The sequence below is a fragment of the Streptomyces sp. NPDC048637 genome (genome assembly GCF_040650675.1).
GTDB lineage: Bacteria > Actinomycetota > Actinomycetes > Streptomycetales > Streptomycetaceae > Streptomyces.
Window position 1 is genome coordinate 130585 of the sequence record NZ_JBEZHQ010000002.1, and the last position, 16836, is coordinate 147420.

The 16836-nt window shown below is 72.7% G+C and carries 15 protein-coding genes; 6 read left to right on the forward strand and 9 right to left on the reverse strand.

Annotation, left to right across the window (positions count from 1 at the left end; genetic code table 11):
- Positions 1-4 precede the first annotated feature (4 nt).
- The 3 genes from AB0C46_RS03390 (at position 5) to AB0C46_RS03400 (ending at position 2730) form a co-directional block, all read left to right on the forward strand.
- Complete coding sequence (locus AB0C46_RS03390; protein ID WP_362825329.1) at positions 5-916, forward strand: ABC transporter permease subunit; 912 nt, start codon at positions 5-7, stop codon at positions 914-916.
- 103 nt (positions 917-1019) lie between these two features.
- A complete protein-coding gene (locus AB0C46_RS03395) occupies positions 1020-1931 on the forward strand; it encodes an ABC transporter ATP-binding protein (protein ID WP_362825330.1) in 912 nt (303 codons plus the stop codon).
- A gap of 79 nt (positions 1932-2010) precedes the next feature.
- Positions 2011-2730 (forward strand): ABC transporter permease subunit, encoded by a 720-nt coding sequence (locus AB0C46_RS03400; RefSeq protein ID WP_362825789.1) that lies wholly within the window; start codon positions 2011-2013, stop codon positions 2728-2730.
- Positions 2731-2822: 92 nt separating this feature from the next.
- On the opposite strand, the gene mltG is transcribed toward AB0C46_RS03400, so the two are convergent.
- The 5 genes from mltG to AB0C46_RS03425 all read right to left on the reverse strand — a co-directional run bounded on the left by mltG (position 2823) and on the right by AB0C46_RS03425 (position 8206).
- Entirely contained in the window at positions 2823-3671 is an 849-nt protein-coding gene (gene mltG, locus AB0C46_RS03405; RefSeq protein ID WP_362825332.1) for an endolytic transglycosylase MltG, read from the reverse strand.
- Positions 3672-4001: 330 nt separating this feature from the next.
- Entirely contained in the window at positions 4002-5273 is a 1272-nt protein-coding gene (locus AB0C46_RS03410) for an MFS transporter (protein ID WP_362825333.1), read from the reverse strand.
- Positions 5274-5452: 179 nt separating this feature from the next.
- Positions 5453-6163: a FadR/GntR family transcriptional regulator gene (locus AB0C46_RS03415; protein WP_362825335.1), complete on the reverse strand. Its 711-nt coding sequence runs from the start codon at positions 6161-6163 to the stop codon at positions 5453-5455.
- Positions 6164-6471: 308 nt separating this feature from the next.
- Positions 6472-7875, reverse strand: coding sequence for a diaminopimelate decarboxylase (gene lysA, locus AB0C46_RS03420; protein WP_362825337.1), 1404 nt, complete (start codon positions 7873-7875; stop codon positions 6472-6474).
- A 16-nt stretch (positions 7876-7891) separates the two neighbouring features.
- Positions 7892-8206, reverse strand: a complete 315-nt coding sequence (locus AB0C46_RS03425) for an SAV_915 family protein (RefSeq protein ID WP_362825338.1) — start codon at positions 8204-8206, stop codon at positions 7892-7894.
- Between the two features lie 330 nt (positions 8207-8536).
- Between AB0C46_RS03425 and AB0C46_RS03430 the strand changes: the two genes are divergently transcribed.
- Positions 8537-9457, forward strand: a complete 921-nt coding sequence (locus AB0C46_RS03430; RefSeq protein WP_362825340.1) for a MerR family transcriptional regulator — start codon at positions 8537-8539, stop codon at positions 9455-9457.
- 243 nt (positions 9458-9700) lie between these two features.
- Here AB0C46_RS03430 and AB0C46_RS03435 read toward each other — a convergent pair whose 3' ends face one another.
- Both AB0C46_RS03435 and AB0C46_RS03440 read right to left on the reverse strand, forming a co-directional pair.
- Positions 9701-10642 carry a LysR family transcriptional regulator gene (locus AB0C46_RS03435; RefSeq protein ID WP_362825341.1) on the reverse strand — a complete coding sequence of 314 codons (942 nt, stop codon included), beginning with the start codon at positions 10640-10642 and terminating at the stop codon, positions 9701-9703.
- A gap of 206 nt (positions 10643-10848) precedes the next feature.
- The gene (locus AB0C46_RS03440) at positions 10849-12489 is read right to left on the reverse strand and encodes an MFS transporter (protein WP_362825342.1); all 1641 of its coding nucleotides are present in this window, start codon (positions 12487-12489) and stop codon (positions 10849-10851) included.
- 179 nt (positions 12490-12668) lie between these two features.
- Here AB0C46_RS03440 and AB0C46_RS03445 point away from each other — a divergent pair, with 179 nt between their 5' ends.
- Both AB0C46_RS03445 and AB0C46_RS03450 read left to right on the forward strand, forming a co-directional pair.
- Positions 12669-13730: an AsnC family transcriptional regulator gene (locus AB0C46_RS03445; protein WP_362825343.1), complete on the forward strand. Its 1062-nt coding sequence runs from the start codon at positions 12669-12671 to the stop codon at positions 13728-13730.
- A gap of 50 nt (positions 13731-13780) precedes the next feature.
- Positions 13781-14473 carry a rhomboid-like protein gene (locus AB0C46_RS03450; RefSeq protein ID WP_362825791.1) on the forward strand — a complete coding sequence of 231 codons (693 nt, stop codon included), beginning with the start codon at positions 13781-13783 and terminating at the stop codon, positions 14471-14473.
- On the opposite strand, the gene AB0C46_RS03455 is transcribed toward AB0C46_RS03450, so the two are convergent.
- Together AB0C46_RS03455 and serS are read right to left on the reverse strand one after the other, a co-directional pair.
- Complete coding sequence (locus tag AB0C46_RS03455; RefSeq protein WP_362825345.1) at positions 14461-15291, reverse strand: HAD family hydrolase; 831 nt, start codon at positions 15289-15291, stop codon at positions 14461-14463. The genes AB0C46_RS03450 and AB0C46_RS03455 overlap by 13 nt on opposite strands.
- Entirely contained in the window at positions 15288-16577 is a 1290-nt protein-coding gene (serS, locus tag AB0C46_RS03460) for a serine--tRNA ligase (protein ID WP_362825346.1), read from the reverse strand. The genes AB0C46_RS03455 and serS overlap by 4 nt, the downstream gene beginning before the upstream one ends.
- Between the last annotated feature and the right edge of the window lie 259 nt (positions 16578-16836).

The window sequence follows — 16836 nt, forward strand, 5'->3', positions numbered from 1 at the left end:
GCCCATGACGTCCGCGCACCCGACGTCCCCCTCCGCCGCGCCGGGCGGCGCCTATATCCACAACATCGGCTACCGCCACTACGACGGCCCCCGCCTGGGCCGCGCCTACGCCCGCCGGTCGCTCTTCTCGCAGAGCCTGCGCGGCGCCTACGGCCTGGGCCGTTCGGCCAAGAGCAAGGTGCTGCCGCTGCTGCTCTTCGTCACGATGTGCCTGCCCGCCGCGATCATGGTGGCGGTGGCGGTGGTCACCAAGGCCGCTGCCCTCCCGGTCGGCTACTCCCGCTACGCCGTCTACCTCCAGGCCGTCATCGGCCTGTATCTGGCCGCGCAGGCCCCGCAGTCGGTCTCCCGCGATCTGCGGTTCAAGTCCGTACCGCTGTATTTCTCCCGGCCCATCGAGCGGGTCGACTACGTGGTGTCGAAGTTCGCGGCCATGGCCGCCGCCCTGTTCATCCTCAGCGGCGTACCGCTGCTGATCCTCTACGTCGGGGCGCTGCTGGCGAAGCTGGACTTCCTCGACCAGACCAAGGGCCTGGGGCAGGGACTGGTCTCCGTGGCGCTGCTCTCACTGCTGTTCGCCGGGATAGGCCTGGTCGTCTCCGCGGCCACCCCGCGCCGCGGCTTCGGTGTCGCCGCCGTGATCGCCGTCCTCACCATTCCGTACGGCGCGGTGAGCGCGGTCCAGAACATCGCCTTCGTCCAGGGCAACGAATCCGCCGTCGGGTGGCTGGGGCTGTTCTCCCCCATCACGCTGATCGACGGGGTGCAGTCGACGTTCCTCGGCGGCAGCAGCTCCTTCCCCAACGGCCTGGCTCCGACCACCGGCGCCGGATTCGTCTATCTCCTCGCGACGCTGGCCGTCATCGTCGGCTGCTACGCCCTCCTGACGCGCCGCTACCGAAAGGCCGGCCTGTGACCGCCCACCCGTCACCCACCACCACCCTTCCCAGGAATGGGCTGCGCCCCTGCGCCTGCTGTCTGTCGCCCGCCACCACCCTCCGAAGGACTGGGCCGCGCCCATGACGACTCTCCACATCGACCATGTCTCACGCTGGTTCGGCAATGTCGTTGCCGTCAACGACATCACCATGACCATCGGCCCCGGCGTGACCGGCCTGCTGGGCCCCAACGGCGCCGGCAAGTCCACCCTCATCAACATGATGGGCGGCTTCCTCGCGCCCTCCAACGGCTCCGTCACCCTCGACGGGACGACGATCTGGCGCAACGCCGGCATCTACCGCCACATCGGCATCGTCCCGGAGCGCGAGGCGATGTACGACTTCCTCACGGGGCGCGAATTCGTGCTCGCCAACGCCGAGTTGCACGGCCTCGGCCGGGCGGAGGCGGCCAGGGCGCTGGCCACCGTCGAGATGGAGTACGCCCAGAACCGCAAGATCTCGACGTACAGCAAGGGCATGCGGCAGCGCGTGAAGATGGCGTCCGCGCTGGTCCACGACCCGTCGGTGCTGCTGCTGGACGAGCCATTCAACGGGATGGACCCGCGCCAGCGGATGCAGCTGATGGAGCTGCTGCGGCGGATGGGCGACGAGGGCCGTACGGTCCTGTTCTCCTCGCACATCCTCGAAGAGGTCGAGCAACTCGCCGCGCACATCGAGGTGGTGGTGGCGGGACGGCATGCCGCGTCCGGTGACTTCCGCAAGATCCGCCGACTGATGACGGACCGCCCGCACCGCTATCTGGTCCGGTCCGACAACGACCGGGCGCTGGCCGCTGCGCTGATCGCCGACCCCTCGACGGCCGGTATCGAGGTGGACCTCACCGAGGGCGCGCTGCGCATCCAGGCGGTCGACTTCGGCCGCTTCACCGAACTCCTGCCGCGGGTCGCCCGCGACCACGGCATCCGCCTTCTGACGGTCTCGCCCTCCGACGAGTCGCTGGAATCCGTCTTCTCCTACCTCGTAGCGGCCTGAGGCCTGAAAGGAGCCCTGACGCATGTCCACGACCACTCCGACGGCCCCGGCCGCGCCCCCCGGCGCGCCCAAGGTCTCGCTGTTCCACCCGACCGTCGCCCGGCTCACCTACCGCGCCCTGCTCGGCCGGCGGCGGGCCATGATCCTCTTCGCGCTGCCCGCCCTGCTGGTGGTGCTCGCGGTGGCCGTCCGCGTGCTGGCCGGCGCCGACGATGCCACCGCCGGCGGCATCCTGGGCGGCTTCGCGCTGGCCACGATGGTGCCGCTGATCGGCGTCATCGCCGGTACGGGCGCGATCGGCCCGGAGATCGACGACGGCTCGGTGGTCTACCTCCTGGCCAAGCCGGTGTCCCGGCCGACGATCATCTTCACCAAGCTCCTGGTCGCGATAGGCGTCACGGTCGCCTTCTCCGCCCTCCCCGTCCTGCTCGCCGGCTTCCTCCTCAACGGCAACAGCCAGCAGATGGCCGTGGGATACGCGGTGGCCGCGGCCGTCGCATCGGTCGCGTACAGCGCCCTCTTCCTGCTCTTCGGCACGGTCTCCCGGCATGCCGTGGTGTTCGGCCTGGTCTACGCCCTGATCTGGGAGGCGTTCGTGGGGACGCTCATCCCGGGCGCGAAGACCCTCAGCATCCAGCAGTGGGCGCTGGCGGTCGGCCAGAAGACGGCCGCGGAGGGTGCGCTCACCTCCGAGGTCCAACTGCCGCTCGCGCTCTGCCTGTTGGTGGGGCTCACGGTCGCCGCCACCTGGTATGCCGCCCGTCGTCTGAAGGCGCTCACCCTGGCGGGCGAGGAGTAAGGACGTCCGGGCGGCGGGGCAACGGGTGGCCGCACGGCCGCCCTGAGCCCCACCGGCCCAGGGCTCCCGTCCGGCCCCTCGCGCAGGCCCCCTTAAGCCCCGCCTCCGCCCCCGCCACTCGCACCACTCCCGCCGCCACTCCCGGCGTTCTGCTGCCGCTCGTTGAACTCCCGCACGTTGCGCAGATGCTCCTGGTAGTCGGCGGTGAAGCGGGTGTCGCCCGGTTTGACGGTGACGAAGTAGAGCCAGTCGCCGGCGGGCGGCGCCCCGGCCGCCTTCAACGCGTCGGCACCGGGATTGTCGATCGGCGTCGGCGGCAGGCCCTGGTGCCGGTAGGTGTTGTACGGGGTCTTGGTCCTGGTGTCGGCGTGGCTGGTGTGGAGCGTGCTGCGGCCCAGCGCGTAGTTGATCGTCGAGTCCATCTGCAGCGGCATATGGTGCGCCAGCCGGTTGTCGATGACCCGGGCGACCTTGCCCATATCGGCCGGCCGGTCCGCCTCGGCCTGCACGATGCTGGCGATCAGGACCGTCCGGTAGGAGGCGATGCCGTCGGCGGCGAGGCGCTGGTTGGCGGTCTTGACCATGTAGGAGAGCAACGACGCCGGGGTGGTGTCCGAGCTGATCGGATAGGTCGCCGGGAAGAGGTAGCCCTCCGGGTTGCCCTTCGCCGCGGCCGGCAGCGGGAGATGCGCGCGCTTGGCGGCCTTCGCGGTGGACCCGGCGGGCACGTGCAGGGCCTTGTCGGCGGCGGCGTAGATCTGGGTGGCCCGCTGCCCTTCCGGGACGGTCAGCGTCTGTTCGGGCTGCGGCCCGCGCAGCAAGCGCGGCAGCAGCAGGACGGCGAGGACGACCAGGACCCCCAGCACGGCCACAAGAAGGAGCCGGCCGGTGCGGGAGAGCCGCGGTCCTGGCCGGCGAACGGTGTGCGGAGCATCGCTCATGGGCAGCACGGTAGGCGAGGCCGCAGGGACACGGGGTGGCCGTCCCCGGATCGTTGCCGACCGCGAAGATCTTTCACCACCTGGCCATGGCCCGGCCACTTCGCCATGCCCGGCCACCTCGCCACGCCCCGGGCCACCTGCGGCGTTGCTGCCTTGGCGTTGCCATCTGCGGCGTTGCTGCCTGTGGCGTTGCCGCCCGCCGGACCTGCTGGACCTGCTGGACCTGCCGGACTCGCCGGGCCCGCCCGTCAGCCGACCACCCACGACCAGCCGCCCCACCGCTCAGCTGACGCGCCCCTCAGCTGACGCGCCCCTCAGCCGATCCGCCCGTCAGCCGATCCGCCGGTCCCGTCCCGCGCCCATGCCCAGCAGGGCCAGGCCGGCGCAGACGGTGAGCAGCAGTAGGAGGGGGACGGTCCAGCCGTCGGTGGCCTGGTGGACGGCGCCGAGGACCAGGGGGCCGGCGGCGGCCAGGAGGTAGCCGCCGGTCTGGGCCATGCTGGAGAGGCGGGCGGCGGTGTGGGCGTCGCCCGAGCGCAGGACCATCATTGTCAGGGCCAGGCCCAGCGCGCCGCCCTGCCCGATGCCGAGGAGCGTGGCCCACAGCCAGGCACCGGCCACCGGTGCCACCAGCAGACCGGTGATGCCGCAGGCCATCAGCGCGGACACGGCCACCCCCAGCAGCCGCTGCCGCCGCATCCGGCCCGCCAGCATCGGCACCACGAACGAACCGGCCATCTGCAGCAGCGTGCTGAAGGCGAAGACCAGGCCCGCCTCGCCCTTGTCCATGCCGTGGTCGGTGAAGATCGTCGGCATCCAGGCGATGGACACATACGCGATCAGCGACTGCGAGCCCATGAAGAGGGTGACCTGCCAGGCCAGCGGGGAGCGGCTCAGCCGCGGCCCGTCCTCGGCGAGGTGCACGGCGGTGGCCGCGGCCGCGCCCTGGCGTGTGCCGCGGCGGGCCATGAGCGTCTGCGGAATCCAGACGACGGCGGCGACGGCGGCCAGCAGCGCCCACGAGACCAGCGCCCCCTGCCAGCCGCCGAGCACATGCTCCATCGGCACCGCGGATGCGGCGGAGACGGTCGCCCCCAGGATCATCGCGGTCGAGTACAGCGCCGTCATGCCCGCGGCCCGCTCCGGGAAGTCCCGCTTGATCAGGCCCGGCATCAGCACATTCAGCAGGGCTATGGAGGCCCCCACCACCGCACCCCCGGCGAACAGCGCGACCACCGGCGGCGCGATCCGCAGCACGATGCCGCCGCACAGCGACACCAGTGCCGCACAGAGCACCGTCTCGGTGCCCCAGCGGCGCGCCAGCTTCGGCGCGACGATCGAGCCGAGGCCCATGAAGATCAGCGGGATGGTCGTCACCAGGCTGCTGGCGGTCGCGGTCAGACGGAAGTGCGCCCCGATCTCACCGAGCAGCGGTGAGACCCCGGCCAGCGCCGTCCGCATATTGAGCGCGGCAAGCACGATCCCGGCCATGATCAGCGCCGGGTGGGCCCGCAGCCGGCGGCGGGCCGCGGCGACCGGCGGTGCCGCGACCAGATCCTCCTCGGCGTCGATCAAGGGTGCTTCGGACCTGGGCCCTGCCATGCGCGCATACCTCGTCAAGAGTGGTGATCGGGAAGGACGGAGAGGGAGAGCTGAGAGAAGAAAGCGAGGAAAGGATGTGAGGAGAGAAAGCGAGCAAAGAACTTGAGCAAAGAACTTGAGCAAAGGACTTGAGCAAAGGACTTGAGGAATGGACTTGAGGACGTGCGGAGCAACGGTCCTCAGCGGGCGGCCAGCAGGGCCTCCACGGCCCGCTTCGGTTTGTCCAGCAGTGCGCGGGTGGCCCGCTCCGCGGCTTCCGGGTCGCCCGCCGCGATCGCGTCCATGACCGCACGGTGATCGCCGTGCACGACCTTCGGCATCGCCTGGTCGTCGAGCGAGCTGACCAGCGCCTCCCGCACCGAGCTGCTGAACCAGTCGTAGGTCGCCGTCAGCGCGGTGTTGTGCGCGGCTTCGACGACGGCTTTGTGGAACGAGACGTCATGATCGGCGTAGAGCTCCAGACTGCCCGAGTCGGGCCGTCCCTCCGCGTCCGCCAGCTCGGCCAGGGCGTCCAGGGCGGTCCGCATCCGTTCCAGATCGTCGGGCCGGTGGCGCAGCGCGGCCAGCCGGGCGGCCTCCGCCTCCAGCGCGATCCGCAGCTCCAGTACGTCGCGGACACCGGCCCGCTGGACGCCGCGCATGATGTCGCCCGGGTCCGTGGTGGAGACGACGAAGGTGCCCTCGCCCTGCCGCGCGCGCAGCATCCCGGCGTGGACGAGGACCCGCACCGCCTCGCGAACGGTGTTACGGCCGACCTGGAGCTGCTCGGCGAGCGCATGCTCGGTGGGGATCCGGGACCCCACCTTCCACTCCCCGGCCGTGAGTTGGGACCGCAGGGCGTCGACGACGGTGTCCACGAGAGAGTGCCGCCCGGCCGCCTGCAGTGCCATGTCCATTCCGTTCCGACCGCGTCGATGAGCCCGAAGGCCAGACCTGTTGCGTCCAGTGCCAGTTGCCCAGTCATCCTACAACTGATCGATCGATTCATCGTACACGGAAATGCCGACAGCAACGGACGGGCCGAGGGGGCGGGGCCGTCGGCATCGACGGGGCATCGCAGCCGACGGGGCATCACCGACGAAGGGTCATCGCCGTCGACGGGTCCTCGCCGTCGAGGGACCATCACCGTCGAAGGGAGGGGCCGTCGCCATACCCCATCGGCTGCAGCGACGGCCCCCTCATCCCCCTCACCCCGCACTCACAGCCCGATGTCCCGCTCCTGGATGTCCGCGAGGGATTCGCGCCGTACGAGAAGGCGGGCATGCCCTTCGGTGACGGCGATGACCGGCGGCCGGCCGACGAGGTTGTAGCCGGAGGCCATCGAGAGGTGGTACGCGCCGGCGACGGGGACGGCCAGCAGATCGCCGGGGCGGATGTCGCCGGGAAGGAGGGCGTCGGCGGCGAGGACATCGCCGGCCTCGCAGTGCCGCCCGACGACGGTGACGGGTTCCGGAGCGGCGGCCGAGGCGCGGCCGACCAGCCGTGGCGCATAGCGCACCCCGTACAGCGCGGGCCGCGGGTTGTCGCTCATCCCGCCGTCCACCGCCACGAAGGTGTGGGCGCCGGTCCGTTTGACGGACAGCACCCGGTAGAGGACGACCCCGGCCGGGCCCGCGATGGCGCGGCCCGGTTCGACGGCGAGCCGTGGCACCGGCAGACCGGCCGCCGCGCAGCCGCCGGCCAGTTCGGCGCGGATCTTGGTGGCCAGGGAGGCGAGGTCGAGCGCGGGCTCGCCGGGGCGGTAGGCGACGCCGTGGCCGCCGCCGAGGTCCAGCTCGGGCAGCGTGATGCCGTGGTGCTCCCGGATCCGGGCCAGCAGGCCGATCAGCCGTCGCACAGCCGAAAGGTAGGGCTTGACGGTGGTGATCTGCGAGCCCAAGTGGCAGTGCAGGCCGACCAGTTCGAGGCGCGGCTGGCTGAGTACCCGGGCGATGGCGTGCTGTGCGGAGCCGTCGGCGATCGACAGGCCGAACTTCTGGTCGTCGGTCCCGGTACGGATCTTGGCGTGGCCGCCGGCGGCGATCCCCGGCACGACCCGGATCAGTACCTTCTGGCGGCTGCCCGCCGGGACCGCGGCGGCCAGCCGGGCGATCTCCGAGGTGCTGTCGATGGCGATCCGGCCGACGCCCAGCCGCAGCGCGGCCCGCAGGTCGGCCGGGCTCTTGGCGTTGCCGTGCAGCACGATCCGCTCGGGCGGGAAGCCGGTGGTGACGGCCAGCTCCAGCTCTCCGGCGGAGCAGACGTCCAGCCCGAGCCCCTCCTCCTGCACCCAGCGCACCATCGCGCGGCACAGGAACGCCTTGGCCGCGTAGTAGACGTCGGTGCCGGGGAAGGCCCGTAGGTAGGCGCGGCAGCGCTGGCGTACTTCGTCCTCGTCCAGGACGTAGGCGGGGGTGCCGAAGCGGTCGGCCAGCTCGGTGAGCGGGACACCGCCGACGGCGACGTCGTCCCGGCCGGCCGGCGCCGCGGACGCGGGCCAGATGGACCGCGGCGCGCTGCCGGACGGCGGCCGGGCGGCGGTACGCGGCGGGGGCGCCATGGTGGTGGCCGGCGAAGGGGCACCGGTGTCGCGGCCGGCCGGGGGCAGAGTGCGGTGGCTCATCGCGGTCGCCCCTCTCTCAAGCTGCCCGTAGGTGGTGACCACGGGGAATATCGGGGACGCACCGGGGATCGACGGTCAGGACCGTCGCTCCGACGGGTTCGGCCAGCGCCCGCAGCGCCGGCTCGGAGAGCCGGATCCAGGGCTGGCCGCCGCCGAGGGCCGCGGCCAGTCGCTGGGGCGAGGTGAAGGCGACGGCGGTACGGCCGCCGAGCGGAGTGCGGAACAGGCGGGCCGTGCAGCCCGCGGGGCCCGACCGGACGGGGACGAACAGCGGCCCGGCCGGGACAGGTTCGGCAGGCTCGGGATCTTCCGCGTACAGAAGGTGGGACACGGCGTTGCTCCTCGGACAGAACATCGGCCCCGGACCGGTGGGAAACGCGTACGCCGGGGCTCGGCTCTGACGCTATGCCCGGCGCGCGGGGCACCCCGTCGGTCGCTGACGCGTCATTGACGGGTTGCGGACGCTACTTGACGCGATGCTGCCGCCCGGTGGCCGATTGTGCGGCGGTGGTCACGCGGGGTGCGGAGGGCGACGGCGGGCCGCAGCATCAGCCGCCCAACCCCGCGGGCAGGGCCCGGGCCCGACCGCCACCCGGTCCATCGTCCGTGGACCGCCGCGCTTGACCTTGACACTGTGGAAAGGACTCCACTGGAAGGCGTCATGTTCAGCATCGGAGATTTCGCCCAGTACGGCCGTGTGTCGGCCCGCATGCTGCGCCATTACGACGCGATCGGGCTGCTGCGCCCGGCCCGTACCGACCCCGTCAGCGGCTACCGCTTCTACGAAGCGGCCCAGCTCGCCCGGCTCAACCGCATCATCGCGCTCAAGGACCTCGGATTCAGCCTCCAGCAGGTGGGGGCGATCCTGGCCGAGGAGGTGAGCGTGCCGGAGCTGCGCGGCATGCTGCGGCTGCGGCGGGCGGAGCTGGCAGCGGCGCTGACGGCAGCGGGTGCGCGGCTGGCGCAGGTCGAGACGAGGCTCCGGACGATCGAGAGTGAGGGACGCATGTCTGCCGACGATGTGGTGGTCAAGCCCACCGGGACGGTACTGCTCGCGGAGCTGCGCGGGATCGCCGCCAGTTACGGGCCCGAGGACATCGGCCCGGTGATCACGCCGCTCTACGCCGAGCTGTGCCGGCTGCTGGAGACGGCGGGGGTGACACCGGCGGGGACGGGCCTGGCGTACTACGAGGACGTACCGGAGTCGGGCGAGGGGAGCGAGCGGCCGGGCGGAGGGAGCGACGGGAAGGACGCCATCGTCGTGCACGCGGGGATGGTGATCACCGAGGAGGCGCTGGCCACGGCCTGTGCCACGGCCGGCGGTGCCTCCGGCCGCCCCGGGACCCCCACCGCCACCGGCCTCGGCTTCGATGTCGTCACCCTCCCCGGCCTGGACAGCGCCGCCACGGTGGTGCACCGCGGCCCGATGAGCCGGATTCTGCCGACCGCGCAGAACCTTGCGCACTGGATCGACGCCAACGGCTATCGCTCCGCCGGGTACGCCCGCGAGCTGTACCTGGAGTGCCCGCCGGATCAGGAGAAGTGGGTCACGGAGATCCAGGAGCCAGTGGTCAGGGCCTGACGCCGGGCCCGTGACCAGGCCGGACACACGGCATCACGCCTGGCCGGGCGCCAGGGGCGCGGCGGCGGCGGCCCGCCACCGGCCTCACTGCGTGACGCCAGCCCGTCGCACCGGCCCGCCACCCTCCTCAGCGCGTGACGCCAGGCCGGACACCAGGCCGCGGCGCCGGCCCGCCACCGGCCTCAGCGCGTCACGCCGGCCCGCCACCCGCCCCAGCCGCGCCACGCCAGCCCGCCACCCGCCTCAGCGCATGCTGCCCTCCCCGGCCGTCGCCGTCGCCGTCGCCGTCCCGCCCAGACAGGCGGTGACCGTCTCCGCGAACGCCACCGCCGCCGGGCTCAGCGCCGCCCAGCGGCGGACCGCCCAGCCGGTGGCCAGTGGGGGCAGACCGGCGATCGGGACCAGCCGCAGGGCCGGCTGGGTGGTGGCCGGCAGGCCCGGGAGCTGGGGAACGACCGCCGGGCCGACGCCGAGTTCGGCCAGCAGCAGGGCGGTGTCCCAGTCGGCGACGCTGGTGGTGCTCGGGGGCGGCACGGGCCCGGTGTCCCGATGGCCGCCGAGGTGGCCGTCGAGGCGCATCCGGGAGGTGGAGTTCTCCGGCAGCCGGATGTGCCGGATGCCGGCCAGCTCCCCGGGCTCGATGCACTCCCGGTCCGCCAGCGGGTCATCGGCGCGTACGGCGAGCACCCACGGCAGGCGGATCACCGGATGCTGCTCGATACCGTGCCCCGGTGGGCCGATGGTGATCCAGGCAAGTTCGGAGCTGCCGTCCGCGACCGCCTCGAAGCAGCGGCGGCTGGAACTCTCGGTCTGGAACTCCAGGTTGACGCGGGGATGGCGGGTGCGGAAGGCCACCACCGCGTCGGACATGAAGTGCCGCACGGTCGTGGCGCCGGTGGCCACCCGGACCGTGCCGCCGTCGCCCGCGCGCAGATCGGCCAGCCGGCGCAGCGCCAGATCCAGCCCGCTGAGACCGTCCGCCACCGCACGGTGCAGGATCCGGCCCGCCTGGGTCGGGGCCACTCCGCGTGGCCGGCGTTCCAACAGGCCGATGCCCGCCGCACGTTCGACGCGTTTGATGCGCTGGCTGACGGCCGACTGGGTACAGCCGAGATCGCGGGCGACGGCGCTGAGGTTGCCCGCCTCGCACACGGCCACGAAGGCGCGCAGGTCGTCGAGGGTCACCGGCTCACGGTAGCCGCCAACCCAAGCTATAGCTAAGGGATTTGGAAGGAGATCAGAGGATTGACTTGGGTGTGGGGGCGCGGCGAAGATCGTCACAGGGCCCAGGGCGGCAACCCGGAACCGCGTACGGCCGTACGGTTCCGGGTGCCGACCCGAATGCCCTGCCATCCGCCGACGCGGCGACGTCCCCCGGCCGTTGCCGCCTCCTACGCCCCGCCCGGCACACCCGCCCGCGCCGGAGCCGCCGCCACCTGTGCCGCCGGGCGGCCACTGGCCCCGGCACTGGCCCCAGCCCCGGCACTGGCCCCGGCACTGGCACCACCACCAGCCCCAGCCCCGTCGCCGCCCGCCCCGCGCCGTACGACGGCCAGGACCAGCAGCCCGCCCGCCAGTGCCACCGTCCCGGAGATCAACAGGATGTCGGTCAGCCCGGAGACATGGGCGGCGGCGACCGCCGTACGGGAGGCGCCGGGCCGGACGTCGTGCAGCGCGTCGGCGAAGACCGTGCCGAGGGCCGCGATGCCCAGTGCGAAGCCCAGCTGGCGGAAGGTGTTCACGGCACCGCTCGCCATCCCCGCCCGCTGCGGGGGCGCCGCGCCGAGCGCCGCCGAGACCAGGACCGGCATCGCCGCCCCGATACCCAGCCCGCTCACCGCGAGCCCGGGGACCAGCGCCGCCCACCCGGACCCGTCGTCCAGCAGCGCGTACTCCAGCAGCACCCCGGAGCCCACCAGCAACAGGCCGATACCGACCGGGAGTTGGGGTGCCATCCGCTGGAGCAGCCGACCGCCCAGCGCGCCGACCAGCAGGGACGTCAACGCCATCGGCGTCACCGCGAGGCCCGCCTGCACCGGGCTCAGGCCGAGGATGTTCTGCACCCACAGCCCCACGAAGGTGAGATACGGGAACGCCGCGGCCTGCAGCAGCAGCGCCGCCGCCATCAGCACCGCGAACGACGGGCGGCGCAGCAGCCCCAGGTCCAGCAGCGGCCGCTGCACCCGCCGTTCGACGACGAGGAACACCAGCAGCGCGAGCGCCGCGCCGCCGAGCGCGGCGAGCGTCCCGGGCTCCGTCCAGCCCTGCTCGCCGCCGCGCATCAGCCCGTACGTCAGCGCGCCCGCGCAGACCGTGAAGGACGCGGCACCCGGCCAGTCGATCCGGGCGAGGGGGGTGCCCCCGGCCGAGTGCGTTCGAGGACCGGGGAGGTCGCCGTGCGACTCGGGCACCCGGCGCAGCGTGATCCACACCGCGACGGCGGTCAGCGGCAGATTGACCAGGAAGATCGCCCGCCAGTCCACATACTCGGTGAGCAGGCCGCCCAGTACGGGGCCGATCGCGGCCGCGGCGCCGCTGGCGCCGCCCCAGACACCGAACGCCACGCCCCGGTCCCGGCCCTGGTAAGCGGCCATCAGCAGCGGGGTGTTGGTGGCGAACATCGCCGCCGCGCCCACGCCCTGCACGGCGCGGGCCGCGACCAGGACGCCCGCGTCCGGGGCCAGACCGCAGACCAGCGAGGCGAGCGCGAACAGCGTCAGCCCGGCCACATACAGCCGGCGCCGCCCGAAGAGGTCCGCGGCCGAACCCGCCACCATCAGCAGCGCGGCCAGCGCCAGCGCATAGATGTCCAGCACCCACTGGAGCGAGGTGAAGGTGGCGCCCAGGCCGTCGGCTATCCGGGGCAGCGCGGTGTTCACGATCGTCACATCGACCAGCAACAGGAAGTTGCCGAGGGTGATGGCGGCCAGCGGCCACCACTTCCCGGCCGGACCCCGGCCCGGCTCCCCGCCCGCGCCCGGCGCCCGGCCGCCCGCCGCGGTCCCCTTCTCGGGTGCGCTCTGCATGATCATTTCCTCCCGTTCGCAGCGGCCGGTTGCGGCGGGTCCGGCGCCGCCCGAAAGGCCGGCCCGGTCCGCCGGTCCTCCGGCCGTCGAGGTGTATTGCCGACGCCACGGTGCGGTGCGCACCGTCCGCGCCCCCAGCCATCACGCGCCCGGCGGCGCAATCCGACACGCGTTAGCCTCGAACGGTGAAATCCGACGGGAAGCCCGAGGCGGCGGACCGGGGGAGCGGCGCCGGTGAGGTCCCCGGCAGCCCGACCGGCCTCGACGCCCTCGATCACCGGCTGATCCAGGCGCTGCAGCTCGACGGCCGGGCGCCGTTCAGCCGGATCGCCGCCGTGCTCGGGGTCTCCGACCAGACCGTCGCCCGGCGCTACACCCGGCACCGCACCCACGGCACCCTCAAGGTGCTGGGCCTGCCCGATGCCCAGGCGCTGGGCGAGGTGGAATGGCTGGTACGGGTCCAGTGCACCCCGGACGCCGCGGTCGCCGTCGCCGAGGCGCTGGCCCGCCGCCCGGACACCTCCTGGGTCGGCCTGATGTCCGGCGGCACCGAGATCACCGCGGTGTGCCGCGCGGCGAGCAGCGAGCACAGCGAGATGCTGCTGCTGCAGAAGCTGCCCCGCACCCCGAGCGTCATCGGCGTGACCGCGCACTGCCGGCTGCACCAGTTCTACGGCGGCCCCCAGGGCCTGATCAGCAAGTCCGGCGCGCTGAGCGATGAGCAGATCGCCCGGCTGAGCCCGCCGCAGCCGGACCCGGCCGCCGCCCCCGTCACCCTCACCGACGCCGACCGCCGGCTCTTCGACGCCCTCGCCCGGGACGGCCGCGCCCCGCTGGCCGAACTCGCCGCCGCCACCGGCTGGTCGCCCACCACCGTCCGCCGCCGCCTGGCGGAACTGCGGGCGAACGGAGTCCTGTACTACGACGTCGACTACGACCTGCGGCAGTTCGGGTACGGCGTGATGGTGGCCCTCTGGCTGTCCGTAGAGCCCGCCCGCCTCGCCGCCGCCGGCGAGGCGATGGCGGCACACCCGCAAGTCGCCCACGCCTGCGCCACCACCGGGCCGCACAACCTCTTCGCCTCGGTGCTCTGCCGGAACGTCGGCGCGGTCTATACCTATCTGACGACCCGGGTGGCGGCGCTGCCCGGCGTACGGGCGATGGAGAGCGCGCCCCGCATCCGGCACATCAAGGGGCCGGGGCCGCTGTTCGGCGCCGGCCACGCCGCCCCGGGGCGCCGCCGGTGAGGCCGCCGCAGCCGCCGCGCGGCGGCCGTCGGCCGTGCACCGGCAACCCCCTGACCTGGGTGAAGGACTGGGTACGCAGCAGCCCCGGCACCCATATCTGGCTGCTGGTCATCGGCATCACCAGCCTGGTCATCGCCTCCGCCTCCGAGGGGCTGGGGCAATTCCTGGTCCACCGCACCAGCAGCAACATCCACGAGCTGAACGAGCATCCACTGCCGTCGCTGCTCATCAGCGGCTTCTGGATCGAGCGCCCCTCGTCCTTCCTGCTCTACGCGGTGCTGTTCGAGCTGCTGCACGCCAACGTGGAGCGCTGGACGGGGACCGGGCGCTGGCTGCTGACCGTCGGCGGGGCAGATATTGCCGCCACCCTCGCCAGCCAGGAGCTCGTCCTGCTGGCCATCGAGGGGCACCGCCTGCCGCGTTCGATGACCCATGTCGTGGACATCGGGGTCTCGTACGGGCTGGCGGCCGCCGCCGGGGTGCTGATGTACCGGCTGCGGCCGCCCTGGCGCTACGGCTGGCTCGCCGCGGTGCTGATCTTCTTCGGCATTCCGCTGCTGACCGGTGCGACCTTCACCGACTTCGGCCATGCCATCGCGCTGACCATGGGCTTTGCGGCCTGGCCGCTGACCCCGGCGGCCGCCGAGGGGCGGGAGCCGCAGCAGGAGCACGGCCACGACCCGGCCGGACCGGCCGCGGAGCCACCGCCGGGGCGCGATCCGGAAAGCCGTCAGGAGAGGTAGAGCCGCTCCAGCACCACTGCGACACCGTCGTCCTCGTGGGAGGCGGTGAACTCATCCGCGACGGCCTTCAGCTCGTCATGGGCGTTGGCCATCGCCACACCGTGTGCGGCCCAGGCGAACATCGGGATGTCGTTGGGCATATCGCCGAAGGCCAGGGTCTCCTTGGCGGTGAGGCCCAGCCGGCGGGCGGCCAGCGACAGCCCGGTGGCCTTCGACAGCCCCAGCGGCAGCAGTTCGACGATGCCCTCGCCGGCCACCGTCACGCCCACCAGGTCCCCGGCGACCTGACGCGCGGCCAGCGCCAGCGCATCGTCGTCGAGGGCCGGGTGCTGGATGTAGACCTTGTTGAGCGGGGCCGCCCACAGCTCGCCGGGGTCGTCGATCATGACGTTCGGCAGCGGGCCTTCCTGGACGCGATAGCCGGGGCCGACCAGCACCTCGCCCTCCAGACCGTCCCGGCTCGCCGCCAGCAGCAGCGGACCGATCTCCGCCTCGATCTTGGACAGCGCGAGACCGGCCAGCTGGCGGTCCAGCGTCACCGACGTCAGCAGCCGGTGCTCACCGGCGTGGTAGACCTGACCGCCCTGTCCGCACACCGCGAGGCCCTTGTAGTCCAGGGCGTCGAGGATGTGCCGGGTCCAGGGCACGGCCCGGCCGGTGACGACGATATGCGCCGCACCCGCCGCGGTGGCCGCGGCGAGCGCCTGGCGGGTGCGTTCGGAGACGGTCGCGTCGGAGCGCAGCAGCGTCCCGTCGAGATCTGTCGCGATGAGCTTGTAGGGCAGCGGGGTGTCCGCGGCCGGAGCGGGTGTGCTCACTTGGCGACGGGCTCCAGGATCTCCCGGCCGCCCAGGTAGGGGCGGAGCACCTCGGGGACGCGCACGGAGCCGTCCGCCTGCTGGTGGTTCTCGAAGATCGCCACGATCGTGCGCGGTACGGCGCAGAGCGTGCCGTTGAGGGTCGCGAGCGGCGAGACCTTCTGCTTGCCGTCGACGTTCTCCCGCATCCGGACCGAGAGGCGGCGCGCCTGGAACTCGTCGCAGTTCGAGGCCGAGGTCAGCTCGCGGTACTTGCCCTGGGTCGGGATCCACGCCTCGCAGTCGAACTTGCGGGAGGCGGAGGCGCCGAGGTCACCGGTGGCGACATCGATCACCTGGAAGGGCAGCTCCAGACCGGTCAGCCACTGCTTCTCCCAGTCCAGCAGCCGCTGGTGCTCGGCCTGGGCGTCCTCCGGCGCGACATAGGAGAACATCTCGACCTTGTCGAACTGGTGGACCCGGAAGATGCCGCGGGTGTCCTTGCCGTAGGTGCCGGCCTCGCGGCGGAAGCACGGCGAGAAGCCGGCATAGCGCAGCGGCAGCTTGCCCGCGTCGAGGATCTCGTCCATGTGGTACGCGGCGAGCGGGACCTCGGAGGTGCCGACCAGGTAGTAGTCGTCCTTCTCCAGGTGGTAGACGTTCTCCGCGGCCTGGCCGAGGAAGCCCGTGCCCTCCATGGCGCGCGGGCGCACCAGGGCGGGGGTCAGCATCGGCGTGAAACCGGCCGCGGTGGCCTGCGCGATGGCGGCGTTGACCAGCGCGAGCTCCAGCAGCGCGCCGACGCCCGTGAGGTAGTAGAAGCGGGAGCCGGACACCTTGGCGCCGCGCTCGACGTCGATGGCGCCGAGCAGCTCGCCGATCTCCAGGTGGTCCTTGGGCTCGAAGCCTTCGGCGGTGAAGTCACGGATCGTGCCGTGCGTTTCGAGGACCCGGAAGTCCTCCTCGCCGCCCACCGGGACGTCGGGGTGGACGAGGTTGCCGAGCTTCCGCAGCAGCTGCTGCGTCTCTTCCTTGGCCTCGTCCTGCGCGGCGTCGGCGGCCTTGACGGCGGCGGACAGCTCACCGGCCTTCTTCAGCAGCGCGGCCTTCTCGTCGCCGGCGGCCTTGGGGATGAGCTTGCCGAGCGACTTCTGCTCGGCACGCAGCTCGTCGAAGCGGACGCTGGACGACCTGCGCCGCTCGTCGGCGGAGAGAAGCGCGTCGACGAGTGCGACGTCCTCTCCACGGGCGCGCTGGGACGCGCGCACACGGTCGGGGTCCTCACGGAGCAGGCGAAGGTCAATCACCCCCCCAGGCTACCGGGGCCGCGCCCCGCCACTCCACGCCATATTCCCCGGGAAGTCGTTTTGCCCGTTTTGGGGTTGTTTATTCCCTTAGGGGTGGGGGACGAAAGGCGGTGGGGAATTCCCGTGCATTCCCTGGCGCGGGGTGGCCGGCGAGCGCTCCTTCCGGCGTCCGTCGGCGGGCTCTCGTGGCGTCCGTGCCCGTGATCCACGGGGTGGGCGGCGGGAGTTGAGCGGGTGTCGGGGTGGCTGTCGGGGCGGG